Origin of the sequence: Xenorhabdus hominickii (assembly GCF_002632725.1) — a bacterium.
In the GTDB taxonomy this organism is placed as follows: Bacteria; Pseudomonadota; Gammaproteobacteria; order Enterobacterales; family Enterobacteriaceae; genus Xenorhabdus; species Xenorhabdus hominickii.
In genome coordinates, this window is record NZ_NJAI01000005.1 from 323,071 (window position 1) to 345,377 (window position 22,307).

17 protein-coding genes, 1 pseudogene and 1 other annotated feature are annotated in these 22,307 nt (G+C 42.2%); of the genes and pseudogenes, 9 read left to right on the forward strand and 9 right to left on the reverse strand.

Annotated elements, in window-relative coordinates; translation table 11 throughout:
* Window positions 1-10: 10 nt before the first annotated feature.
* The 4 genes from trpCF to Xhom_RS16450 all read right to left on the reverse strand — a co-directional run bounded on the left by trpCF (window position 11) and on the right by Xhom_RS16450 (window position 4,600).
* Complete coding sequence (trpCF, locus tag Xhom_RS16435; protein ID WP_069315857.1) at window positions 11-1,375, reverse strand: bifunctional indole-3-glycerol-phosphate synthase TrpC/phosphoribosylanthranilate isomerase TrpF; 1,365 nt, start codon at window positions 1,373-1,375, stop codon at window positions 11-13.
* Between the two features lie 2 nt (window positions 1,376-1,377).
* Window positions 1,378-2,376 carry an anthranilate phosphoribosyltransferase gene (trpD, locus tag Xhom_RS16440; protein ID WP_069315856.1) on the reverse strand — a complete coding sequence of 333 codons (999 nt, stop codon included), beginning with the start codon at window positions 2,374-2,376 and terminating at the stop codon, window positions 1,378-1,380.
* An 86-nt stretch (window positions 2,377-2,462) separates the two neighbouring features.
* Window positions 2,463-3,041 carry a glutamine amidotransferase-related protein gene (locus Xhom_RS16445; protein ID WP_069315855.1) on the reverse strand — a complete coding sequence of 193 codons (579 nt, stop codon included), beginning with the start codon at window positions 3,039-3,041 and terminating at the stop codon, window positions 2,463-2,465.
* On the reverse strand, window positions 3,041-4,600 hold the full coding sequence (locus Xhom_RS16450) for an anthranilate synthase component 1 (protein WP_069315854.1): 1,560 nt from the start codon (window positions 4,598-4,600) through the stop codon (window positions 3,041-3,043). The genes Xhom_RS16445 and Xhom_RS16450 overlap by 1 nt, the downstream gene beginning before the upstream one ends.
* A 41-nt stretch (window positions 4,601-4,641) precedes the next feature.
* Window positions 4,642-4,742: a sequence feature (Trp leader region), on the reverse strand.
* Between the two features lie 610 nt (window positions 4,743-5,352).
* Between Xhom_RS16450 and rnm the strand changes: the two genes are divergently transcribed.
* From rnm to rluB, 3 genes are all read left to right on the forward strand, one after another.
* A complete protein-coding gene (gene rnm, locus Xhom_RS16455; protein WP_069315853.1) occupies window positions 5,353-6,231 on the forward strand; it encodes an RNase RNM in 879 nt (292 codons plus the stop codon).
* Window positions 6,232-6,242: 11 nt separating this feature from the next.
* Entirely contained in the window at window positions 6,243-6,863 is a 621-nt protein-coding gene (locus Xhom_RS16460) for an L-threonylcarbamoyladenylate synthase (protein WP_069315852.1), read from the forward strand.
* Window positions 6,864-6,949: 86 nt separating this feature from the next.
* The gene (gene rluB, locus Xhom_RS16465; protein ID WP_069315851.1) at window positions 6,950-7,873 is read left to right on the forward strand and encodes a 23S rRNA pseudouridine(2605) synthase RluB; all 924 of its coding nucleotides are present in this window, start codon (window positions 6,950-6,952) and stop codon (window positions 7,871-7,873) included.
* Window positions 7,874-7,955: 82 nt separating this feature from the next.
* Here rluB and Xhom_RS16470 read toward each other — a convergent pair whose 3' ends face one another.
* A complete protein-coding gene (locus tag Xhom_RS16470) occupies window positions 7,956-8,720 on the reverse strand; it encodes a YciK family oxidoreductase (protein ID WP_069315850.1) in 765 nt (254 codons plus the stop codon).
* A gap of 211 nt (window positions 8,721-8,931) precedes the next feature.
* Here Xhom_RS16470 and sohB point away from each other — a divergent pair, with 211 nt between their 5' ends.
* The gene (sohB, locus tag Xhom_RS16475) at window positions 8,932-9,978 is read left to right on the forward strand and encodes a protease SohB (protein ID WP_069315849.1); all 1,047 of its coding nucleotides are present in this window, start codon (window positions 8,932-8,934) and stop codon (window positions 9,976-9,978) included.
* 267 nt (window positions 9,979-10,245) lie between these two features.
* Here sohB and Xhom_RS16480 read toward each other — a convergent pair whose 3' ends face one another.
* Entirely contained in the window at window positions 10,246-10,497 is a 252-nt protein-coding gene (locus tag Xhom_RS16480; protein ID WP_069315848.1) for a YciN family protein, read from the reverse strand.
* 307 nt (window positions 10,498-10,804) lie between these two features.
* Here Xhom_RS16480 and topA point away from each other — a divergent pair, with 307 nt between their 5' ends.
* Together topA and cysB are read left to right on the forward strand one after the other, a co-directional pair.
* A complete protein-coding gene (gene topA / locus Xhom_RS16485) occupies window positions 10,805-13,402 on the forward strand; it encodes a type I DNA topoisomerase (protein ID WP_069315847.1) in 2,598 nt (865 codons plus the stop codon).
* A 360-nt stretch (window positions 13,403-13,762) separates the two neighbouring features.
* The gene (cysB, locus tag Xhom_RS16490; protein ID WP_069315846.1) at window positions 13,763-14,737 is read left to right on the forward strand and encodes an HTH-type transcriptional regulator CysB; all 975 of its coding nucleotides are present in this window, start codon (window positions 13,763-13,765) and stop codon (window positions 14,735-14,737) included.
* 204 nt (window positions 14,738-14,941) lie between these two features.
* Here the strand turns inward: cysB and Xhom_RS16495 are convergent.
* Window positions 14,942-15,388, reverse strand: a pseudogene (locus Xhom_RS16495) (FMN-binding negative transcriptional regulator); the annotation flags it as partial.
* 417 nt (window positions 15,389-15,805) lie between these two features.
* Entirely contained in the window at window positions 15,806-16,627 is an 822-nt protein-coding gene (locus Xhom_RS16500; RefSeq protein ID WP_069315845.1) for a hypothetical protein, read from the reverse strand.
* 262 nt (window positions 16,628-16,889) lie between these two features.
* On the opposite strand from Xhom_RS16500, the gene acnA reads away from it, so the two are divergent.
* The gene (acnA, locus tag Xhom_RS16505; RefSeq protein ID WP_069315844.1) at window positions 16,890-19,580 is read left to right on the forward strand and encodes an aconitate hydratase AcnA; all 2,691 of its coding nucleotides are present in this window, start codon (window positions 16,890-16,892) and stop codon (window positions 19,578-19,580) included.
* Between the two features lie 133 nt (window positions 19,581-19,713).
* On the opposite strand, the gene ribA is transcribed toward acnA, so the two are convergent.
* On the reverse strand, window positions 19,714-20,304 hold the full coding sequence (gene ribA, locus Xhom_RS16510; protein WP_069315843.1) for a GTP cyclohydrolase II: 591 nt from the start codon (window positions 20,302-20,304) through the stop codon (window positions 19,714-19,716).
* Window positions 20,305-20,741: 437 nt separating this feature from the next.
* On the opposite strand from ribA, the gene Xhom_RS16515 reads away from it, so the two are divergent.
* Window positions 20,742-21,056, forward strand: a complete 315-nt coding sequence (locus Xhom_RS16515; protein WP_069315842.1) for a LapA family protein — start codon at window positions 20,742-20,744, stop codon at window positions 21,054-21,056.
* A 6-nt stretch (window positions 21,057-21,062) separates the two neighbouring features.
* On the forward strand, window positions 21,063-22,232 hold the full coding sequence (gene lapB / locus Xhom_RS16520) for a lipopolysaccharide assembly protein LapB (protein ID WP_069315841.1): 1,170 nt from the start codon (window positions 21,063-21,065) through the stop codon (window positions 22,230-22,232).
* Window positions 22,233-22,307: the final 75 nt, after the last annotated feature.

Below are 22,307 nucleotides of genomic sequence, written 5' to 3' on the forward strand. Positions count from 1 at the left end.
GTCTGAAAAATTAGTGATAACAGCGTAATTGTTGAAATACCTGTTTGATTTTTTGACTGCTTTTGATGCCTGGAGAAACTTCGACTCCAGAGTTAAAATCCAGTCCATAGCAACCGAATGTTGCTGCTTGTTGGCAATTATCTGCGTTCAAACCACCGGCCAAGATAATGTCCTGTTGAAGTCGAGGATTGATTAAAGTCCAGTCAAATGGTTTTCCTGTTCCTCCTGCGCCATTATCTAGCAATACGTGATCAACATTGGTTATTTCGGAAAATTCCACAGTCTTAGACATATCAATGGCTTTCCAGATTTCACAATGCTCAGGTAATACCGAGCGTAAGGTATTGATGTAATCTTCGTCTTCATGCCCATGTAATTGCACGGCTGTGAGCGAAAGTGTACGAGCGATGCCACTGACAAAATCAACGGATTGATTTTGAAACACACCGACATATTGTAGAGAAGCTTCATTGATGATTTGTTGGGCTTTTTGCAGGCTAATTTTGCGCGGTGATTTTTCAGCAAAAATAAGACCACCATAGACCGCGCCCACTTGCAGTGCGGTTTTGGCATCTTGTGGTCGGGTTAAACCGCAAATTTTGTTATCACCTAAAATCAGACGACGCAAAGCGAGGTTTAAATTTTGTTGAGCCATTAATGCACTGCCGATAAGAAAACCGTGGGCAAATTGACTTAAATCACGCACTTGTCGGTGCTGGTGGATACCGGATTCACTAATGATAATGGTGCCTTCTGGTAAGCCCACAGCCAGTTGGCGAGTGCGATCTAAATCTATGGATAAGTCGCGCAGATCCCGATTATTGATACCGATAACTTTTGCTTTTAATGTAATAGCCCGACGGCGCTCATCTTCATTACTGACTTCGGTCAATACGCCCATATCAAGACTGTGTGCCAGCACGGACAGCTCGCGATATGTATCATCATCAAGTACGGAAAGCATGAGTAAAATAGCATCCGCCTGATAGTAACGGGCGAGATAAACCTGATAGGCATCGATAATAAAATCTTTGCATAAAACAGGTTGATGCACGACTGAACTGACCATCCTGAGAAAATCATAATTACCCTGAAAATATTTTTCATCGGTCAAAACAGAAATTGCGGCAGCATAAGGTTGATATGTTTTAGCCGTGCGAACGGGGTCGAAATTTTCACAAATTACCCCTTTTGATGGAGACGCTTTTTTGCATTCTAGAATAAAAACGGTTTGTTTATGGGTCAGTGCCTGATAAAAACAACGGTGACTCGGTACGATATCATCAATAAAACTTTCCAGTGGTTGTTCTACTTTACGAGTGACCAGATATGCCGCTTTGTCATCAACAATTTTCTGTAATACACTGGTTTTCATGATTAAATCCTCGCCGCCAATGCGGTCACTTTTTCATAAGCCTGACCACTGTAAATGGTATTGAGTGCTAATTGAGTATTGTCACGTAAGTCTTCTTGTCCGTGCATCTTCATTAAAAGTGCTACGTTTGCCGCGACAGCATCGGCATGGGCTTTTTGCCCGCGACCTTGCAATAACATCGCTAACATATCGCGATTTTCTTCTGGTGATCCGCCTCTTAATGAAGATATCGGATGGTTCGGTAAGCCAAAATCTGCTGCCGTTAATTGATATTGGATGATCTCTCCATTATTAAGTTCTGCCACCTGAGTCTGGGCATGCAAAGCAACTTCATCCATGCCCCCACTGTGTACAACAGCGGCTCTTTGATAACCCAAAACTTGTAGAGTACGGGCAATGGGTTCTACCAACTCCGGGCTATAGACTCCGATGAGGGACAGAGGAGGACGAGCAGGATTGATCAATGGGCCAAGTACATTGAATAATGTCCGAGTTTTCAATTGATGGCGAACTTGTACGGCATGGCGGAAGCCCGTGTGATATTGAGGGGCGAACAGGAAACAGACGCCAATATCATCCAGTGCACTCCGTGAATCTTCGGCACAAGCATCCAGTGCAATGCCGAATGCAGCCAGTAAATCGGATGAGCCTGAACGACTGGAAATACTGCGGTTGCCATGTTTTGCTACTTTAAGGCCACAGGTTGCGGCGATAAAGGCACTGGCCGTTGAAATATTGATGCTATTTGTGCCATCTCCACCTGTGCCGACGATATCGCAAAATGTGTATTCAGGACGAGGAAAGGGAACTGCGTTTGCTAAGAACGCTTGGGCTGCACCTGCAATTTCTTGTGGCTGCTCACCACGCAATTTCAGGCTAATCAATACAGCGGCCAGTTGTGCATCACCCAACTCACCTTGAATGACAGCGGTAAATAGTTCCTGACTTTCTTGTTGTGTCAGTGCCTGGGCACTGAATAATTTGTCAAAAATTAACTGCATTTTCCCATTCCTTACTATTTAGCGCCTTTAATTCGATACACTTAAATGCAATATCCTTAAGTTCAATACGTTTACATTCAACATATTCAATTTAAAGCCCATACTAAAGTTTGCTCGAGCAATTTGGCTCCTTGTGTAGTCAGGATAGATTCGGGATGGAACTGGAACCCGCAGACTTTATGCTCATCTTGGCGTACCGCCATCACAGTATCGCCACACGAGGCAGAAATAATCAGCGTGTCGGGAACGTGTTCGCCAGCAAGAGAATGATAACGAGCAACAGGCAACGGATTTGGCAGGCCGGAAAACATACCTTGTCCATCATGAGTGGCTGGTGTTGCTCTTCCATGCAGGATTTCTTTTGCAGCAGAGACTTCACCACCATAGGCTTCAATAATCGCCTGATGCCCAAGACAAATTCCGATCACAGGGGTTTTGCCTATCACTTGTTTAAGCAATTCAGGCATACAACCTGCATCTGAGGGTTTCCCGGGACCGGGTGATAACATCAAAAGAGGTGATTCCATCTCACCAAGTTTGGCCATGATTATGTCGGTTGACACGGTATTGCGGTAAATAATGACATGATGATCATGGGTACGCAGTTGATCCACGAGGTTATATGTAAAGGAATCGACATTATCGAGTAAAAGAATATTAGCCATCAGAATGTCACCTCTACATTATGGGCTTGAGCAATCGCGCGAATAACAGCTCTGGCTTTGCTGTGAGTTTCATCCACTTCTGATTGAGGAATGGAATCCAATACAATGCCAGCACCGACTTGCACCGCAGCTTGACCTTTTTCCACATAGGCAGAACGAATCACAATGCAGGAGTCAAAATCCCCTCTACCGGTAAAATAACCGACTGCTCCGCCATAGCTGCCACGCCGCTCGCCTTCATATTCTGCAATGAGCTGCATGGCCCGAACTTTAGGCGCCCCTGTCAACGTCCCCATATTCATACAGGCCTGATACGCATGAAAGATATCCAAATCATTGCGAAGTGTGCCGACGACACGAGAAACGAGATGCATTACAAATGAATAGCGATCGACTTTGGTTAAATCGGCGACATAGCGACTACCTGCTTCACAAATGCGAGCCAAATCATTGCGAGCCAGATCAACGAGCATGACATGTTCAGATAATTCTTTCGCGTCTGTGCGCATTTCCAGCTCAATACGGCTATCGACATCGACATCCAGCTCTCCGTTAGCATTACGCCCACGTGGACGTGTACCTGCTATCGGATAGATTTCGATCTGTCGGTTACAGGCATCATATTTAAGTGCGCTTTCTGGTGAAGCACCAAACAGGCAAAAATCCTGATCTTGCATGAAAAACATATAGGGACTTGGATTTTGTTTTTTCAATGCATGGTAAGCGTTTAGTGGGGATGGACATGGTAATGTGAAACGCCGTGATGGCACCACTTGAAAAATATCGCCTTGACGGACAAATTGCTGTAATTGCTGCACGATATTTGCGTATTGTTCATCACTTTGATTACAGCCAATAGTAATGTCAGGCAATGTGACAGGTGAAAGTGTTTGAAGTGGTTCTGCAATGGCTGAGGATAAAGTATCCAGACGTTCTTTAAGACGTTTTTTTTCCGAATCAGATTCGCCAAACAGAGAAGTTTGCAGAAAAGAATGCTGATCTTGATGGTCGATCACCAATAGTGTTTCCGCGAGATAAAAACAAAAATCAGGGCAGTTCTGGTGATGTTTTACTGTGGGTAAGGGTTCAAATCCGGCTACTAAATCGTAAGAAAACAACCCGCCAACGAAGATGGCATCGGGTGATTCTGAGAACGATGCCAATGCTGTCAGAGCGCGTAATGCATCAAAAACAGAATCCAATTTTAGACGGCTATCTTCGTCCAAATTGTGTTCAGTAGCAGGAAACTGTGCCCGAATCACGTGAGATTCTACACTCAATTCGGCTTTTTCTGAGAGTAAATGAGTAAGTATGGGAAGTAGGTTCCGACCATTTTCGGTGAGTGCTTCAAACGTGACTTGCCGCTCGTTGGCGATAATGCGCATAGCACTATCAATGATCAATATGCTTTTGATATTATTTTTGCTTTGAATCTCAGCAGATTCCAATAATAACGTTGCTGGACGATTGCTGCAAAGTTGATGGAAAAGTAGTGTTGGATCTGTTTTATAAATGGTATCCATCTGATTTATAAAAATATTAAATTCTTTGCCAGCCATATTTATACCCCGTTTGCTACTTTCATCCACAAAAACTTACGATAAAAAAACCCGCTTTTTAAGGCGGGTTTAGGCACTTGCGTATCTGTACTTATGCGCGTGAGCCAACCGCCCTGAATGGAGAGTCGTGCCACCAACGATTTATTTGCATATTTTTTTGTATAGATACAATCATTTTCAAGTGCCTCATTTGTTCAATAGTGTTTTGGTAAGGGAGCCTTTCAATCAACCCGTGTACTAGTAAACTGATTCATAGTTCGCTTGTCAATGATTTTTTTTGATGCGTCTAAAAGTGAGTTAATGTGAGGATGTAAATTGTAAAATAATCTGCATTGACCGTGAAAACCCCCTAAATCAAATAAGGTGATAATCAGGGGAATTGGTCAGTAGGTTCGATAGTTCCAGTATCCGGAGCCAGTACGATTAAAACTTCTTATACAGCACCTGCATGGTTGCAGTCATCGGACAGTGTTAACTTTACGGTCGTGGGAGTTCTGATAATCGGCTTTCGACCTCCGTGTTATTAAATATTACCAATTATCGCTCTGTTTTTTGAGAAAGCTGCGGATCAGGTGATGTACAGTTTTTGTTCTCAACTGACAAACTACGTCCATCATGTAAAAGCTAAGACTAACCAGTAAATTCCCCCTTCAATCCTATCCTCTGTGTTATCATCTGCGCTTTGTGTTTAATATCATTTGATAGAGAGTGCCTTTGTTTCCCTCTCCCCCCGACAAAACAGGTACAGGATAATGACTGAAGCTGCCAGTGAAATGACAAAACGCTATGACCTGCATAGCCATACGACCGCTTCAGATGGTGTGTTATCACCGGAACAGCTTGTAGACAGAGCCATCTTTGTGGGTATTGATGTATTGGCAATCACTGATCATGATACGACAGATGGTATTCTGCCTGCCTTAAACCATATTCAGCAAAATAATTTGCCGTTGACATTGGTATCCGGTGCCGAGATTTCAACGTCATGGGAGAATTTGGAAATTCATATTGTTGGATTAAATATTGATATCAACTCTATTTCCTTAAGAAAACTATTGGTCAATCAGGTTGATTTAAGAAAACAGCGTGGTATCGAAATTGGACATCGATTGGCCAAAGCAGGTATTCCCGATGCTTGGGAAGGAGCATCCAGACTGGCGAATGGTGGGCAGGTCACTCGCGGGCATTTTGCCCGTTATCTGATAGAAGCGGGGATTGAACCGACAATCCCGAAAGTTTTTAAAAAATATCTGGCGAAAGGAAAGATCGGTTATGTCCCTGCTCAATGGTGTACAATTGAGCAGGCTATTGAAACCATTCACCAGGCTGGTGGACAGGCTGTGATTGCCCATCCCGGCAGATATGATTTGTCGATGAAATGGCTGAAACGGTTAATAGCTTGGTTTAAACAACATGGCGGCGATGCAATGGAAGTTGCACAGTGCCAGCAGGCCCCTAATGAAAGGCAACAACTAGGTCAACTAGCGAGAGAGCATGGGTTGAAAGTATCATTAGGATCGGATTTTCACCAACCTTGTTCATGGATAGAACTGGGACGCAATTTGTGGTTACCCGGTGATGTTGTACCGATATGGCACGACTGGTCACGGATTGGGACTGCACAGAAGTAGAGGTTATTGTTATGAGCCAGTTTTTTTATGTCCACCCCGATAATCCACAAACTCGTCTTATTGATCAGAGCGTGGAAGTGCTGAAAAAGGGTGGCGTTGTCATTTATCCTACTGATTCAGGGTATGCCATTGGTTGTTGCCTTGAAAATAAGGATGCTATGACCCGCATATGTCGTATTCGTCAATTGGATGGACGCCACAACTTTACGCTGATGTGTCGTGACCTGTCTGAAATTGCAGCTTATGCACATGTGGATAATCAGGCGTTCCGATTGATTAAAAATAACACGCCGGGAAATTACACCTTTATTTTACAGGCGACAAAAGAAGTTCCACGTCGCTTAATGAACGAAAAACGCAAAACAATTGGTCTACGTGTTCCTTCTAATCCTATCGCTTTGGCGCTGCTGGAAGAAATGCATGAACCATTGATGTCGTGCAGTTTGATTTTACCCGGAAATGATTTTGCTGAATCTGATCCAGAAGAGATTAAAGATACGTTGGGTAAACAAGTTGATTTAATTATTCATGGTGGTTATCTTGGGCAGCAACCGACAACGGTAATAGATTTAACTGGGGATTCGCCAGTGATCCTTCGTGAAGGCGAAGGTGATGCAACACCTTTTTTATAAGGTGTAATTCCTTTTTTATAAATCGTACGATTTAATTTTTTATTTAATAACACGACGCCTGTGAAGGCGACAACAGAGGTTGCTCAATGAGCGATAAAACAGAAAAGTTACAAAAAATTCTCGCGCGTTCTGGCCATGGTTCCCGTCGCGAAATTGAAGGATATATCCAACAAGGGCGCATTAGCATTGATGGCAAGACCGCAAAGTTGGGTGATCGAATCGAAGTTAAGCCCTCAGTAAAAGTTCGTCTGGATGGACGAATCTTAAATATCAAAGAGCCGCAGAAAACAGTTTGCCGTGTTCTGGCTTATTACAAGCCTGAAGGTGAATTGTGTACGCGTCAAGATCCTGAAGGGCGTCCGACGGTATTTGACCGTTTGCCGAAACTGCAAGGAGCACGTTGGATTGCAGTAGGGCGTCTGGATATCAACACCTGTGGGTTGTTGCTGTTTACCACTGACGGCGAATTAGCAAACCGCCTGATGCATCCAAGCCAAGAAGTAGAGCGTGAATATGCTGTTCGTGTTTTTGGTGAAGTGGATAATGCAAAACTCCGTCAGTTGACGCAAGGTGTACAATTGGAAGATGGTCCTGCTTCTTTTAAAACCGTTACATTTAAAGGTGGAGAAGGTATCAACCAATGGTACAACGTGACATTGACCGAAGGCCGTAATCGTGAAGTCAGACGGTTGTGGGAATCAGTTGGTGTGCAGGTTAGCCGTTTGATCCGTGTACGCTATGGTGATATCGATTTGCCGAAAGGTTTACCACGTGCTGGTTGGACTGAGTTGGGGCTGGAACAGACCAACTATTTGCGCGAATTGGTTGGTCTGGGGGCCGAAGTTGTGACCAAAGTGGCGGTTGAGCGTGATCAACGTCGCCTCAAGGCTAATCAGATCCGCCGTGCGGTAAGACGCCATGCACAGGTTGCTGCTCGTCCTGCCGGAAAGCGTCCTGCAAGTAGTTCTCGTCAGAATGCCGGAAGAAAAACAGCGCCTAAAGGTCGTTAATATTCTTCAAGCCGCTGTTTCAGTTTATGCCAAAACTTAGGCTAAATTGAAACAGCGGATTTATCTATCAATCAACGTATGATTATTCAGCCGGTCCCGCTTTTCGGCCGGGTTGGGCATCAAAACTGATGCCAGAATCATTCCGGCTATCATCACCCATAACATAAAGATAAACAGGCATAATATCCGCCGGAGTCTTTAATTTGGCGGAGTTTTCGTCGGGAAATGCACTGGCCCGCATATTGGTACGTGTACCTCCCGGATTAATACAGTTAATCCGTAGAGTGGTTTTCTTATATTCTTGTGCCAAGATTTGCATTAAACCTTCTGTGGCAAATTTAGAAACGGAATAAGCTCCCCAACCACTTCTGCCTTCACGGCCTACACTGGAACTGGTAAACACCAAAGAGCCATTAGGGGATTTTAATAACAGGGGAATTAATGCCTGTGTCAGCATAAAAGTAGCATTAACATTTATTTGCATGACATCATGCCAAAGCTGAACGGGTTGCTTAATGATAGGGGCGACAACGCCAAGAAGCCCTGCGTTGTGCAAAACGCCATCCAGATGGGAGTCATGTTGTGCTAATTGTTGGGCAAAAGTCCGGCATTCTTCAACGGTCACGGTAAGAAGGTCCATAGTATAAACGTCGGCAGATAAGCCTCCATCGTTTTCAATCTGTTGTTTGACTGTTTCCAGTTTTGCGGTAGTACGTCCTAGCAAAATAACTTTCGCACCGTGGCGGGCGTAAGTCAGGGCAGCTTCACGTCCAATGCCATCGCCAGCACCGGTCACTAAAATAGTTTTATTTTGCAGCAGGTCATTATTAGGTTGGTAATCTAACATCAAACAATCTTCCTGTGTTTCTTATAACGATCTGTTAATCACGGTCTATTAAATATCATCAGAACAAAACTGAAGGCTTTCGTCAAATTGACCTAAGTTGGTAAAAGTAAGACCTTAATCAGGTTAGGTTAAGTAAACTGTTAGAGCACGGTCTTCGGTTTTTAGTTAGAATGAAATGTATTGTTCATCATAAATTAATAAAGGTGGCTTTGTGGAATATTTGTCGCTATATGGACTATTTTTAGCCAAAATTCTCACTGTGGTAGTTGCAGTCGTTATTTTGGTGGTATTTTGTTTCGGATTAGGTGTACGTAAAACCATGCATAAAGGAGAATTAAAGCTGACCAATCTTGGTGAGTCATACAAGGAAAAACAGCGTCAGATGCAGCAAGCCCGAATGAGTGAGGCTGAACGAAAAGTTTGGCAGAAGGCATTAAAAAAGCAGCTAAAAAATGATGCCAAGCAGAAAAAAGTGGCCGTTAAAACGGGTCAGAATGGACTACAAAAACCAAATCTTTATGTTCTCGATTTTAAAGGCAGTATGGATGCTCATGAGGTTGATTCCCTCCGTGAAGAAATCAGTGCTGTACTGGCTGTAGCTGATAAAAAAGATGAAGTTTTACTGCGTCTGGAAAGCCCAGGAGGTATGGTTCATGGGTATGGTCTTGCAGCATCACAGTTGGCGCGTTTACGACAGAAAGGAATACGTTTGACGATTGTTGTGGATAAGGTGGCTGCTAGCGGCGGTTATATGATGGCTTGTGTGGCTGATCACATCATTGCCGCACCTTTTGCTATCATTGGCTCTATTGGTGTTGTGGCTCAATTGCCAAATATCCATCGCTTGTTGAAAAAAAATGATATCGATGTGGAGCTTCATACTGCCGGGGAATTCAAGCGTACCTTGACGCTGCTGGGAGAAAATACTGAACAAGGACGGAAAAAATTTCAGGAAGATCTGAATGAAACGCATAAATTATTTAAATCATTTATCCATCAGCACCGCCCATCTTTGGATGTGGAGAAAGTAGCGACAGGTGAATATTGGTATGGCATACAGGCAAAAGAAAACGGACTGATTGATGAGGTGGGGGTCAGTGATGATTTTCTGATTGAGCAAATTGAACACTGTGAAGTCATTGCGGTTAGTTACTCCCGCCGTAAACGTATGGTAGAACGTTTCATGGGTAGCGCAATGGAAAACGTTGATAAATTGTTTATGCGCTGGTGGCAAAGAGGTGAAAAGCCACTGTTATGACAGTCTAAATATGGCAGTAAACAATTATGATAGTAAACAATAACGCTGATTGTTAACATCAGTTGTTGAAATCATTATGTATACAGTGCGGGTAAATGGAGGGCTGTCAATTCCTCTATTACCCGCATAATTTTAATTGATATCCCCTTTATCATTCAAATTACCTTTTTGTTGCTGCGCTTGTTCACGCTTATCGCGTCATTTGCTGTTTTGATGTAACTTAAAATCTAATGGGTATAACTTTATCCGTGATCATTTAATCAGACGTCAGTCTACCAAATGATACCTTACGGACAATATATGAGCTAAATGTTTAAACATATTAAACACAGCGGTGCTTTTTGCAGTGGGTAAACCGTACTCATCCAGAAAGTACTCACCTTTGAATACTAATACGTCATTTTTTTGTTCTACGCTCTCGGCATACATTCCTTGTATAAAATTTTCGTGTTCCCTAATGATTTCATTTGCTTTTTTCAGTAACTGTTCCCGCTTGATAGGTATTGTTTCAGTTTGCATCTATTGTGCTCCTCCAAGAAATAAGTTGTTGCGCATCGTTTTTTATCAGGTAGAGTGTGGGCTTTTCGTCATGCAGATGGAAGATTTTGTTTACAACTGTTAAATCATACAATTACATGGACTGTGTTGATAGATAAAATACCTTAAATATTTCAAAGGGTTTTGCGCTGAAACAAAAGTACAAGATAAAAATTAGTTGATATCTTGCAAATCTATCGCAATATAAAAAGAGATTTTATTTTATATATCGCAACATAACGCCGTGATTTTCGCCATCTGAAAAGAAGATAATTAGGTAAAGGTAACTATGGGTAAAGCTCTTGTTATAGTGGAGTCCCCGGCAAAAGCCAAAACAATCAATAAATATCTCGGGAATGACTACGTGGTGAAGTCCAGCGTAGGGCATATCCGTGATTTGCCGACGAGTGGAGCAGCGAGTCAAAAGAGTTCAAGCTCATCTACCGATAAGAATAAAAAGAAAGTAAAAAAAGATGAGAAAACAGCGCTGATAAGTCGTATGGGAGTCGATCCCTTCCATAATTGGGAAGCGAACTACCAAATTTTACCCGGCAAGGAAAAAGTTGTCGCGGAGCTGAAAACTCTGGCTGAAAAAGCTACTCATATCTACCTCGCAACGGATCTTGACCGCGAAGGGGAAGCCATTGCATGGCACCTGCGGGAAGTGATTGGTGGGGATGACACTCGTTTTAGTCGAGTTGTGTTCAACGAAATTACCAAGAATGCAATCACACAGGCTTTTGATAAACCGGGTGAATTGAATATTGATCGCGTTAATGCCCAACAAGCGCGCCGTTTTATGGATCGTGTTGTGGGATATATGGTTTCACCGCTCTTGTGGAAAAAAGTGGCCAGAGGATTATCAGCCGGACGAGTACAATCCGTTGCGGTTCGTCTTGTGGTTGAACGAGAGCGTGAAATTAAGTCATTTGTACCGGAAGAATATTGGCAACTGCATGCGGATCTAGCGGCTAAAGGAGACATTGCTCTCCATATGGAAGTGACCCATGAAAAAGGGAAACCATTCAAGCCGGTAAATGCTCAGCAAACGCAGGCAGCGGTATCTTTGCTTGAGAAAGCACGATACAAAGTGACTGATCGCGAAGATCGCCCGACGTCCAGTAAACCGAGCGCACCATTCATAACTTCAACATTGCAACAGGCAGCAAGTACGCGGCTTGGCTTTGGTGTTAAGAAAACCATGATGATGGCGCAACGTTTGTATGAGGCGGGCCATATCACTTATATGCGTACTGACTCGACTAATTTGAGCCAGGATGCGTTGGACATGGTTCGCGGTTATATCAGTAATCATTTTGGTGACATCTATTTACCAAAAAGTGCCAATGTTTACAGTAGCAAGGAAAATTCTCAGGAAGCGCATGAAGCAATTCGTCCTTCTAATGTCGATGTTGTCGCGGATGAACTGAAGGACATGGAAGCTGATGCGCAAAAATTATATCAGCTTATCTGGCGTCAATTCATCGCTTGCCAGATGATGCCAGCAAAATATGATTCCACGACGTTGACTGTTCAATCAGGCGATTTTGAGCTGCGTGCTAAAGGCCGTACTCTGCGTTTTGATGGCTGGACGAAAGTCATGCCAGCCCTGCGAAAAGGTGATGAAGATAGCACTCTGCCAGAGATTGCGGTAGGTACAGAACTTGATTTACAGCAATTGATACCAAGCCAGCACTTTACGAAACCACCTGCTCGTTTCAGTGAAGCTTCGTTGGTCAGGGAGCTGGAAAAGCGTGGAATTGGCCGTCCATCGACTTATGCATCGATTATTTCAACCATTCAGGATCGTGGCTATGTGCGTGTTGAAAATCGTCGATTCTATGCGGAAAAAATGGGTGAAATCGTCAATGATCGTTTGGGCGAAAACTTCAACGAACTAATGAGCTATGACTTCACGGCAAGAATGGAAGACCAGCTTGATCATGTTGCTAACAATGAGGCGAACTGGAAAGGGGTTTTGGACGAATTTTTCACTAATTTTAGTGCGCAGCTTGATGTTGCGAGCAAAGACCCTGATGAAGGTGGTATGCGCCCGAATCCGATGATCATCACCTCGATTGATTGCCCGACTTGTAGCCGTCCGATGGGCATTCGTACAGCGACAACGGGAGTATTTCTTGGTTGTTCTGGTTATGCATTGTCGCCCAAAGAACGATGTAAGCAAACTATCAACCTGATCCCAGAAAATGAAATTCTGAATATTCTGGAAGGTGATGATGCGGAAACCAATGCGCTGCGTGCCCGTTGTCGCTGTAAAAAGTGTGGCACTGCAATGGACAGCTATTTGATTGATAATCAGCGTAAACTACATGTATGTGGTAATAACCCAGCATGTGATGGTTATGAAGTCGAAGAGGGCGAATTCCGTATCAAGGGTTATGATGGCCCGATTGTTGAATGTGATAAATGTGGTTCAGAAATGCACCTGAAAATGGGACGTTTCGGTAAATACATGGGTTGTACCAACGAAGAATGTAAAAACACCCGTAAGATTCTGCGTAACGGGGAAGTTGCACCACCGAAAGAAGATCCGGTTCCATTACCTGAGCTGGCATGTGAAAAATCGGATGCTTACTTTGTTTTGCGTGATGGTGCTGCAGGCGTATTTTTGGCAGCCAACACTTTTCCTAAGTCCCGCGAAACACGTGCACCGCTGGTTGAGGAGCTTGTTCAGTTTAAATCTCGCTTACCAGAGAAGCTGCGTTATTTGGCGGAAGCACCTGTTGCTGACCCAGAAGGGAATAAAACAGTTGTGCGTTTTAGCCGTAAAACGAAACAACAATACATTTCTGCGGAGAAAAATGGCAAAGCAACCGGATGGACAGCATTTTTTGTTGACGGTGCTTGGGTAGTGAAAGAAAAATAATAGTTTCAATGTTTAGTTAGTACATATATCCATCATTTATTGGATATACTTCATTGAAATATATTTAGATGGATATTTCTTTTTTTGCTAAAAATATAATTTTTCTTTCTAGAAAGCCAGCCTTAAGGGCTGGCTTTTTTTGTATTTCAACGGAATTTAAACACAATATATTTGCAACAAGTGTTTAATAATAGTTACTTGCTCTAATTATTTGTTATATAAATATACAGTAAGTGTTATAGTAGTTATATGCCTATAAAGAGCTATTCCACATGGTTATAAGCGCATAACTATTAGCAATATAGAAATCAATTAAACGACAAGACATTCATATATTTGATTATTAGGGACAGTGCTGATATGAAACTACAGCAATTGCGTTATATTGTCGAGGTGGTTAATCACAACCTGAACGTATCTTCTACGGCGGAAGGATTGTACACCTCTCAACCAGGGATCAGCAAACAAGTCAGGATGCTTGAAGATGAGTTAGGTATTCAAATATTTGCTCGTAGTGGCAAACATTTGACGCATGTGACTCCGGCTGGTGAAGAAATTGTCCGTATTTCACGTGAGGTTCTGTCAAAAATAGACTCAATTCGTTCTGTTGCCAGTGAACACACCTATCCAGATCGTGGCTCTCTGTATATTGCTACTACCCACACACAAGCAAGATACGCTTTACCTCCTGTTATTAAAGGCTTTATTGAACGTTATCCCAACGTATCGCTGCACATGCATCAAGGTTCACCAACCCAGATCGCGGAAGAAGTATGCAAAGGAAATAGTGACTTTGCGATAGCGACAGAAGCACTTCATCTTTATAGCGATCTAATTATGTTGCCTTGTTATCACTGGAATCGTTCAGTGGTGGTAACGAAAGATCATCCTCTCGCCAATAGACAGAATGTGACGATTGAAGAATTAGCAGAATATCCAATTGTAACTTATACTTTTGGCTTTACTGGACGTTCTGAGTTGGATGTAGCCTTTGACCGAGCTGGTTTGAAACCCAAAATTGTATTTACGGCAACTGATGCGGATGTGATTAAGACTTATGTGCGCTTAGGCTTGGGAGTTGGTGTGATTGCCAGTATGTCCGTTGAAGCTGTTCAGGATAGTGACTTGGTACGCATCGATATGCGTGATAAATTCAGTTATAGCACAACTAAAATTGGCTTTCGACGCAGCAGCTTCCTGCGTAGTTATATGTATGATTTTATTTGGCGTTTTGCTCCTCATTTGACACGCGATGTTGTGGATAAAGCCATTGCGTTGCGCTCCAATGAAGAAATCGAAGAAATGTTCAAAGACATTGAACTACCGATAGTGTAGAAAAGATATTTAATCTCATCAATAAGATAGATATAAAGAAAATATACAATATCAAAAAGATTAAACCACCCCCTGGTAGCAAGGAGGTGGTTGATCTTTATTTTCTCTTGCCTTTGAGAGTGGAGCTGTGTCACCGAACCCCGTTCACGCTATATGAGATGGGGTTTCTATCCCTTTATTTATATTAAGCTTGATTATATTGATTTACTTACCTGTACCGATATTGTGTACTTTCATATAGTTCGCTAACTCTTTATCGTCAGCTCTCTTATTTTCGCTTAATGCTGTGAAAACACCATTTTGATCGTCAACGCTTTTATGCTGATCTAGTTTTTCTTTGGCCTGTATTTCATCAATAATGACTTTAAACTCGACAATAGCTTGCCGTAGTTTGCTGAGGTATTCTTCTGGCATCAGTTCAGTATTTTTGATCAAGTCAGTTTCATATTGATTCATTAATGCTGCCAAGGCTAACTTAATTTCATCATCATTTAAGATTTTTGTAACACCGTAACAATGAACAGCGGTGTAATTCCAAGTTGGCACGGCGTGGATGGATTCATACCACGTGGGAGAGATATAGGTATGTGAGCCAGTAAAGACAACTAAAACCCTTTGTTTTTCCAACTCTTTCCAATGTTGATTCGCTTTAGCGACGTGACCTTATAAAACCCCGTTTTCTCCCTCATCAAGGTTGAATACAAACGGAAGATGTGTGCCAGTCAAAGAGGGCTAAACCAGTAACTCAAAGCTATAAGTGGAGATAAATTCAGTGATATGATCTTTGCCCGTCATTTTCATTTTACGAGGTATGTACATAGTTTTTTAGTTCCATATATCCCCTTCGTCCTTCAAGTTGCAGCTGTTGTTGGCTGCGCTTACTCACCCTGGTCATGTAGTCATAAACATAGATTAGCTATGCTTCCGGGGATTCGTTCCCAAGAAATAAGTGCTGCATCTTAAAATCAATTGGGTATAAAATTTGTGGGTTAAATCTTGTGGATGAAATTTAACCACGCTAACTTCAAAAAGTTAGCATAGCAACTATGTTATGGCCGTTTTTTGTTATTACACTTTAAATTCACCATTGAAGAAATTATCGGAATTTTCTATTGAAAACCTCTTATTTTTAAGAAGGAAATTATCAAAAGCCATTTTTATTTCAGGATCTTCCAATGCTTGATAATCAAATAACGCGACGTAGGAAGAGTAAGTAAACTCGACATTGATCGTTTCATTGGAAGCACAATTTGACGTTATTTCTGAGTTAGTTCGATTAAAATCTATTTTATACAGTTTTAGTTTAGGGACATACATGACTTGGCCTTCAACTCCAATTGCTTCAATGACACTAGCCAGTGTAAGAGTAGAGTAATGGTCGTCATTCCTTTTTAAGCCTAATCTGATGGCTTCTCCTTGTTGTCGTAGAAAGTTAGAAAAACTTTGCATACTGGGAGAATATGTACTCAAAACAAGATCCATGATGAGTTGGAGCAAATTTGTTGCGATAGAAAAACCCACCATTTCATGGCGATAGGTTTGACTTTCGATATTTCTGACACTCATCAATGGCAGTTTCGCTATAATGTCTCCCCAAAACTGAATATCTGTTTTATATCCTTTACCATGAGCATGGACATATTGATTGATATAATCAGTCGCTATTGAGGAAAGCGCTATCTGTGTCTTTTTGATTTCATTAAATTGCTTTATGACATTGGCTTGGTCGGTAATTTGCGAAGTAATGATAAATTGGACAAGACCATCAGTGTCATTTAGCCGATAATTTGACAAGGAAAATTTATGATCAATATCAGCAGAAAAAAATTGATCCGCTTGCTGTATATTAATCAAATAATTTTTGTGTTTTTTATCTGTTGCTATATTCATAATTTATCCCTCTATCTTTAATTAACTTATTGAATATAATTAATATATTTTCCAATGTTTATTCTGAACTCTATTAGAGTTAATCCCACCAGAATTTTATGCCATGAATAAAACACATCTATTTTGGAAGCGCCATCCCTAAACTTTATCAGTAAATGAGGATTTACAGTGCATTGGCAAAATGTGTGGTCACTGAATAACAAATGTTCTCTTATGTGTTATGTTTAAAAGCGTAGTTGCTCATAATAAGAAAGGAGGAGTTATGTCGTTTAGATTGAAAACGGACTGTGCTTCAACACTTTCGATCGATATTAAATCGGTCGGCAGTAAAACCTATCATTATTACAGTCTACCTCTATTATCCGCACAAATGGGTGAAATATCCCGTCTACCAAAATCCTTGAAAGTATTGCTCGAAAATCTCCTGCGCCATATTGATGGTGGATCTGTGGTGGAGGACGATTTAAAAGCGTTGGTGGAATGGCAGAAAAGTGGTCATGCAGATAGAGAGATAGCCTATCGTCCAGCACGTGTGCTGATGCAGGATTTTACTGGTGTTCCGGCTGTGGTAGATCTTGCTGCCATGCGGGAAGCGGTATTGCGGCTCGGTGGAAATATAGAACAAGTTAACCCGTTATCTCCTGTTGACCTGGTCATCGACCATTCAGTCATGGTGGATAAGTTTGGCACAGAACAGGCGTTTACAGAAAACGTTCAGATTGAGATGGAGCGTAACTACGAACGCTACCTATTTTTACGTTGGGGACAAAAGGCTTTTAATCGTTTTCGTGTTGTACCGCCGGGAACGGGGATTTGCCATCAAGTTAACCTTGAATATCTGGGCAAAGCGGTTTGGTATGAGAATCAGAATGGTCAGGATTATGCCTATCCTGATACGTTAGTAGGGACGGATTCCCACACAACCATGATTAATGGTTTGGGGGTTCTTGGCTGGGGGGTTGGGGGAATTGAAGCCGAGGCTGCCATGCTGGGACAGCCCATTTCTATGCTCATTCCGGATGTTGTTGGTTTTAAACTGATTGGAAAATTGCTAGAAGGGATCACAGCAACTGATCTCGTACTGACTGTGACGCAAATGTTACGTAAACACGGCGTTGTGGGCAAATTTGTTGAATTCTACGGCGATGGATTGGCCGATTTACCTTTGGCAGATCGAGCAACCATAGCCAATATGGCACCTGAATATGGCGCAACCTGTGGTTTCTTCCCTGTTGATGACATTACATTAGATTATATGCGATTAACTGGTCGTCACGATGAAGAAATAGCTTTGGTGGAAGTCTACTGTAAGACACAGGGGCTATGGCGTAATAAAGGGGATGAACCCATTTTTACTAGCAGTCTTGAATTAGATATGTCAACGGTTGAGGCAAGTCTGGCTGGTCCGAAGCGTCCTCAGGACAGGGTCGCGTTGAGAAATGTACCGCAGGCTTTTCAATCTGCGATGGAATTGGATATCCATAAGACTCAAAGGCATTTATCAATCGAGCTAGTCACCTTAGATGATCAAACTTTTTCACTGCAAGATGGCGCAGTCGTGATTGCGGCCATTACATCCTGTACCAATACTTCTAACCCAAGTGTATTAATGACGGCGGGCTTACTTGCCAAAAAAGCTGTTGAGAAAGGTTTACAGCGTCAACCGTGGGTTAAGACTTCACTGGCTCCCGGTTCTAAAGTCGTGACTGATTATCTGGAGGTGGCGGGCTTTATGCCATATTTGGAAAAACTCGGTTTCAACCTCGTGGGGTATGGTTGTACGACCTGTATTGGTAACTCTGGGCCACTTCCAGACCCTATTGAAACGGCAATTAAGCAATCTGACCTGACTGTTGGTGCAGTACTTTCCGGTAACCGTAACTTTGAAGGACGCATTCATCCGTTGGTGAAAACAAACTGGCTGGCATCACCGCCGCTGGTAGTGGCTTATGCGCTTTCTGGCAGTATGAAAAAAGATCTGACCCGAGAACCTATCGGGAAGGATCAGCTGGGTAATGAAGTTTATCTGAAAGATATTTGGCCTAATAGTCAGGAAGTTGCGGAAGCGGTCGGAAAGGTGAGAACTGAAATGTTCCATAAGGAATACAAAGCCGTCTTTGAGGGTGATGAAAGTTGGCAATCTCTGGAAGTTGAAAGTTCTGCGACTTATTCTTGGCAGCCAGATTCGACCTATATTCGTCATCCCCCTTTTTTCAATGATATGACGGCTGAACCTAAACCAGTAGCAGATATTCATCAAGCCAATATATTGGCAATTTTGGGCGATTCGGTCACAACAGATCACATCTCTCCGGCAGGGAATATCAAGGCTGATAGTCCAGCTGGGCGTTATTTACAAGAACACGGTGTTCTGCCAAAAGATTTTAACTCTTATGGCTCAAGGCGTGGTAATCATGAAGTTATGATGAGAGGGACATTTGCCAATATTCGTATCCGTAATGAAATGCTCTCCGGCACTGAAGGCGGGTACACGCGACATATTCCATCACAGTCCCAACTGGCGATTTATGATGCGGCCATGCGTTATCAGGAAGAAAACATACCGTTAGCCATTATTGCGGGTAAAGAATATGGTTCTGGCTCAAGCCGTGACTGGGCGGCAAAAGGAACAAGATTGTTGGGAGTCAGAGTCGTCATTGCGGAATCTTTCGAACGTATTCACCGCTCTAACTTGATTGGTATGGGGATTTTGCCACTGGAATTCCCTCAAGGTATTAACCGCAAAACATTAAACTTGATGGGGGATGAACAGATAGATATTACTGGATTAGGTAACATTAAACCCGGGCAAACAATAGCAGTGAAAATTACCTATACCAATGGACAGGAAATAGTGTTCGATGCCCGTTGCCGCATCGATACAGGAACTGAGCTGGCTTACTTCTATAATGATGGCATTTTGCATTATGTCATTCGTAATATGCTAAAATAATAGCTGCCAGATAATTTGTATCCCAAAACAAAAACTGCGCCCACACCGACGCAGTTTTTATTGATTTTTTCAGAAGATAAATAGAGAAATTTCAGCTTGATTTAAGCTATTAACGTTATTTAAACAACCAACGTTATTTAAACAGTAAGTGACCCATACGGCTGGCTTTAGTATCGAGATAGTGAGCGTTGTTGGGATTACGGCCTACAATCAGCGGTACACGTTCGATGATATTAATACCAGCTTCTATCATGATCTCAACCTTTTTAGGATTGTTGGTCAGAAGGCGAATTGCATTAATATTTAGTAGCTTATACATATCTGAGCAAAGGGTGAAGTCTCTCTCATCGGCAGCGAAACCTAATTGATGGTTGGCTTCAACCGTATCAACGCCTTGGTCTTGTAAAGCATAGGCGCGGATTTTATTCAGCAAGCCAATATTGCGACCTTCCTGACGGTGATATAGCAGAACTCCCCGACCTTCCTTACTAATTTGCGACAGCGCAGCTTCTAGCTGAAAACCACAGTCACACCTTAGGCTGAATAATGCATCTCCCGTGAGACATTCAGAGTGGATCCGAGATAATACGGGTTCAACACCCGAAATATCACCGAAAACAAGGGCGACATGGTCACGGCCTGTTTCGATTTCTTCGAATCCAATCATTAAAAATTCGCCCCAGGGCGTAGGTAATTTTGCTTCAGCTATTCGTTTTAGCTGCATTTTAGTATTCATATGTTGATTTGACTCGTGATAAATATTGCGATACTCAGAATAATACCGATTGAGAAGTCAGCTAAAACTACGCAAAAATTTTCTCGGATTACCATTTTCTCTGATTACAACGCATGCACGCCAACGCATTATAACAGAAATTACTGATCTACAAGTATGGATATAAAAGTGTCTTTGACTTAATGATGAAAATATTAACATGCTAAACTATAAGCAGATTTTTGCATGCAAGTTGCTGTGAGTTTGCTTTGAAAAAAAAGATAGGATTGCCGACTGACAAGTAGAATAATATCACAAAAAGAAGGAAATCGGCGTTTGTGGCAATAAATTGCTTCCTTTGCGTAGACGAGAAATGCTAATTTAACACGCCACTACGTCTGTTATTTGGCATACCCAATAAGCAACAATAGATAACAGGAAGAAATGTGAAATATTTTCTAATTTTATTACTGGCATTGGTTATTTTTGTTCTCTCTGTGACGCTAGGGGCAAATAATAACCAAATGGTGACATTTAATTATCTGATTGCTAAAGGTAATTATTCTATATCTACATTACTGGCTGTGTTATTTGCTCTCGGTTTCACCCTCGGATGGGGGATCTGCGGGGGATTTTACCTGCGTACTTACTTTTCCCTACGACATGCAAAACGTAAAATCAAGCGTCTGGAAACTCAGTTGGAATTGCCATCTGAGTCACCCGCAAAAGCAGTATCTACCGTAGTATTAGACAAGGAATAATTCTCCATGTTAGAGCTGTTGTTTCTGTTGCTTCCTATTGCCGCCGCCTATGGCTGGTATATGGGGCGCAGAAGTGCTCAACAAGATAAACAGCAATCGGCTGATCGTCTCTCACGCGGATATGTTGATGGAGTTAACTTCCTACTCTCCAATCAGCAGGATAAAGCGGTAGATTTGTTTCTTGATATGTTGAAAGAAGATAGTTCTGCATTTGAGGCTCATCTAACGCTAGGAAACCTATTTCGCTCCCGCGGTGAAGTTGAAAGAGCTATTCGCATTCACCAATCTCTGATGGAAAGTGCTTCTCTGACGTTTGAACAGCGCTTGCTGGCTATCCAACAACTCGGGCGGGACTATATGGCTGCCGGAGTATACGATCGGGCTGAAAATATGTTTCTTCAGTTAATTGACGAAACTGACTTCCGTGAGAATGCCCTCAATTCTTTGTTGACCATCTATCAATCAACCAGTGATTGGAGCAAAACCATTGAGGTGGCTGAAAAGCTGGTAAAATTGGGTAAACCCCATTTTCGGGAAGAGATTGCCCATTTTTACTGTGAGTTGGCACTTCAATGTATGGGGCGTGATGATTTTTCTGAGGCAATCGGGTATTTAAATAAGGCGGCTCAGGCAGACAAAAATTGTGCCCGCGTATCAATTATGCTTGGCCGTATTTATATCTCTCAGGGCGAATATGCTAAAGCGGTTGGTACACTGAAATGTGTTCTCGAACAAGATAAGCAACTAATCAGTGAATCTTTACCAATGCTGCAAGAATGTTACCAACGGTTATCTCAACCGAAAGAGTGGGAAACTTTTGTGCAGTGCTGTGTAGAAGAAAAGTGTGGTGCAATTTCTGAATTGCATATGGCTGACATTATTGAAAGAAACGAAGGGCGCGATATTGCTCAAAATTACATTAATCGTCAGTTAGAACGCCATCCGACAATGAGATTGTTTTATCGCCTGATGGATTACCATTTGGTGGATGCAGAAGAAGGGCGTGCTAAAGAAAGTCTGATCCTTTTGCGCAATATGGTTGGTGAACAAATTCGGACAAAACCTGATTATCGATGTCATAAATGTGGCTTCACTTCCCGCTCTCTATATTGGCATTGCCCATCATGTCGCTCATGGGATTCCATCAAACCGATTCGAGGTTTGGATGGTCAGTGACGCTGTCACTATTAATGGTGCCATGAATACATATTTTTCTTCATTAGTGATTAAAGTTCATTAGTAATTCAAGTT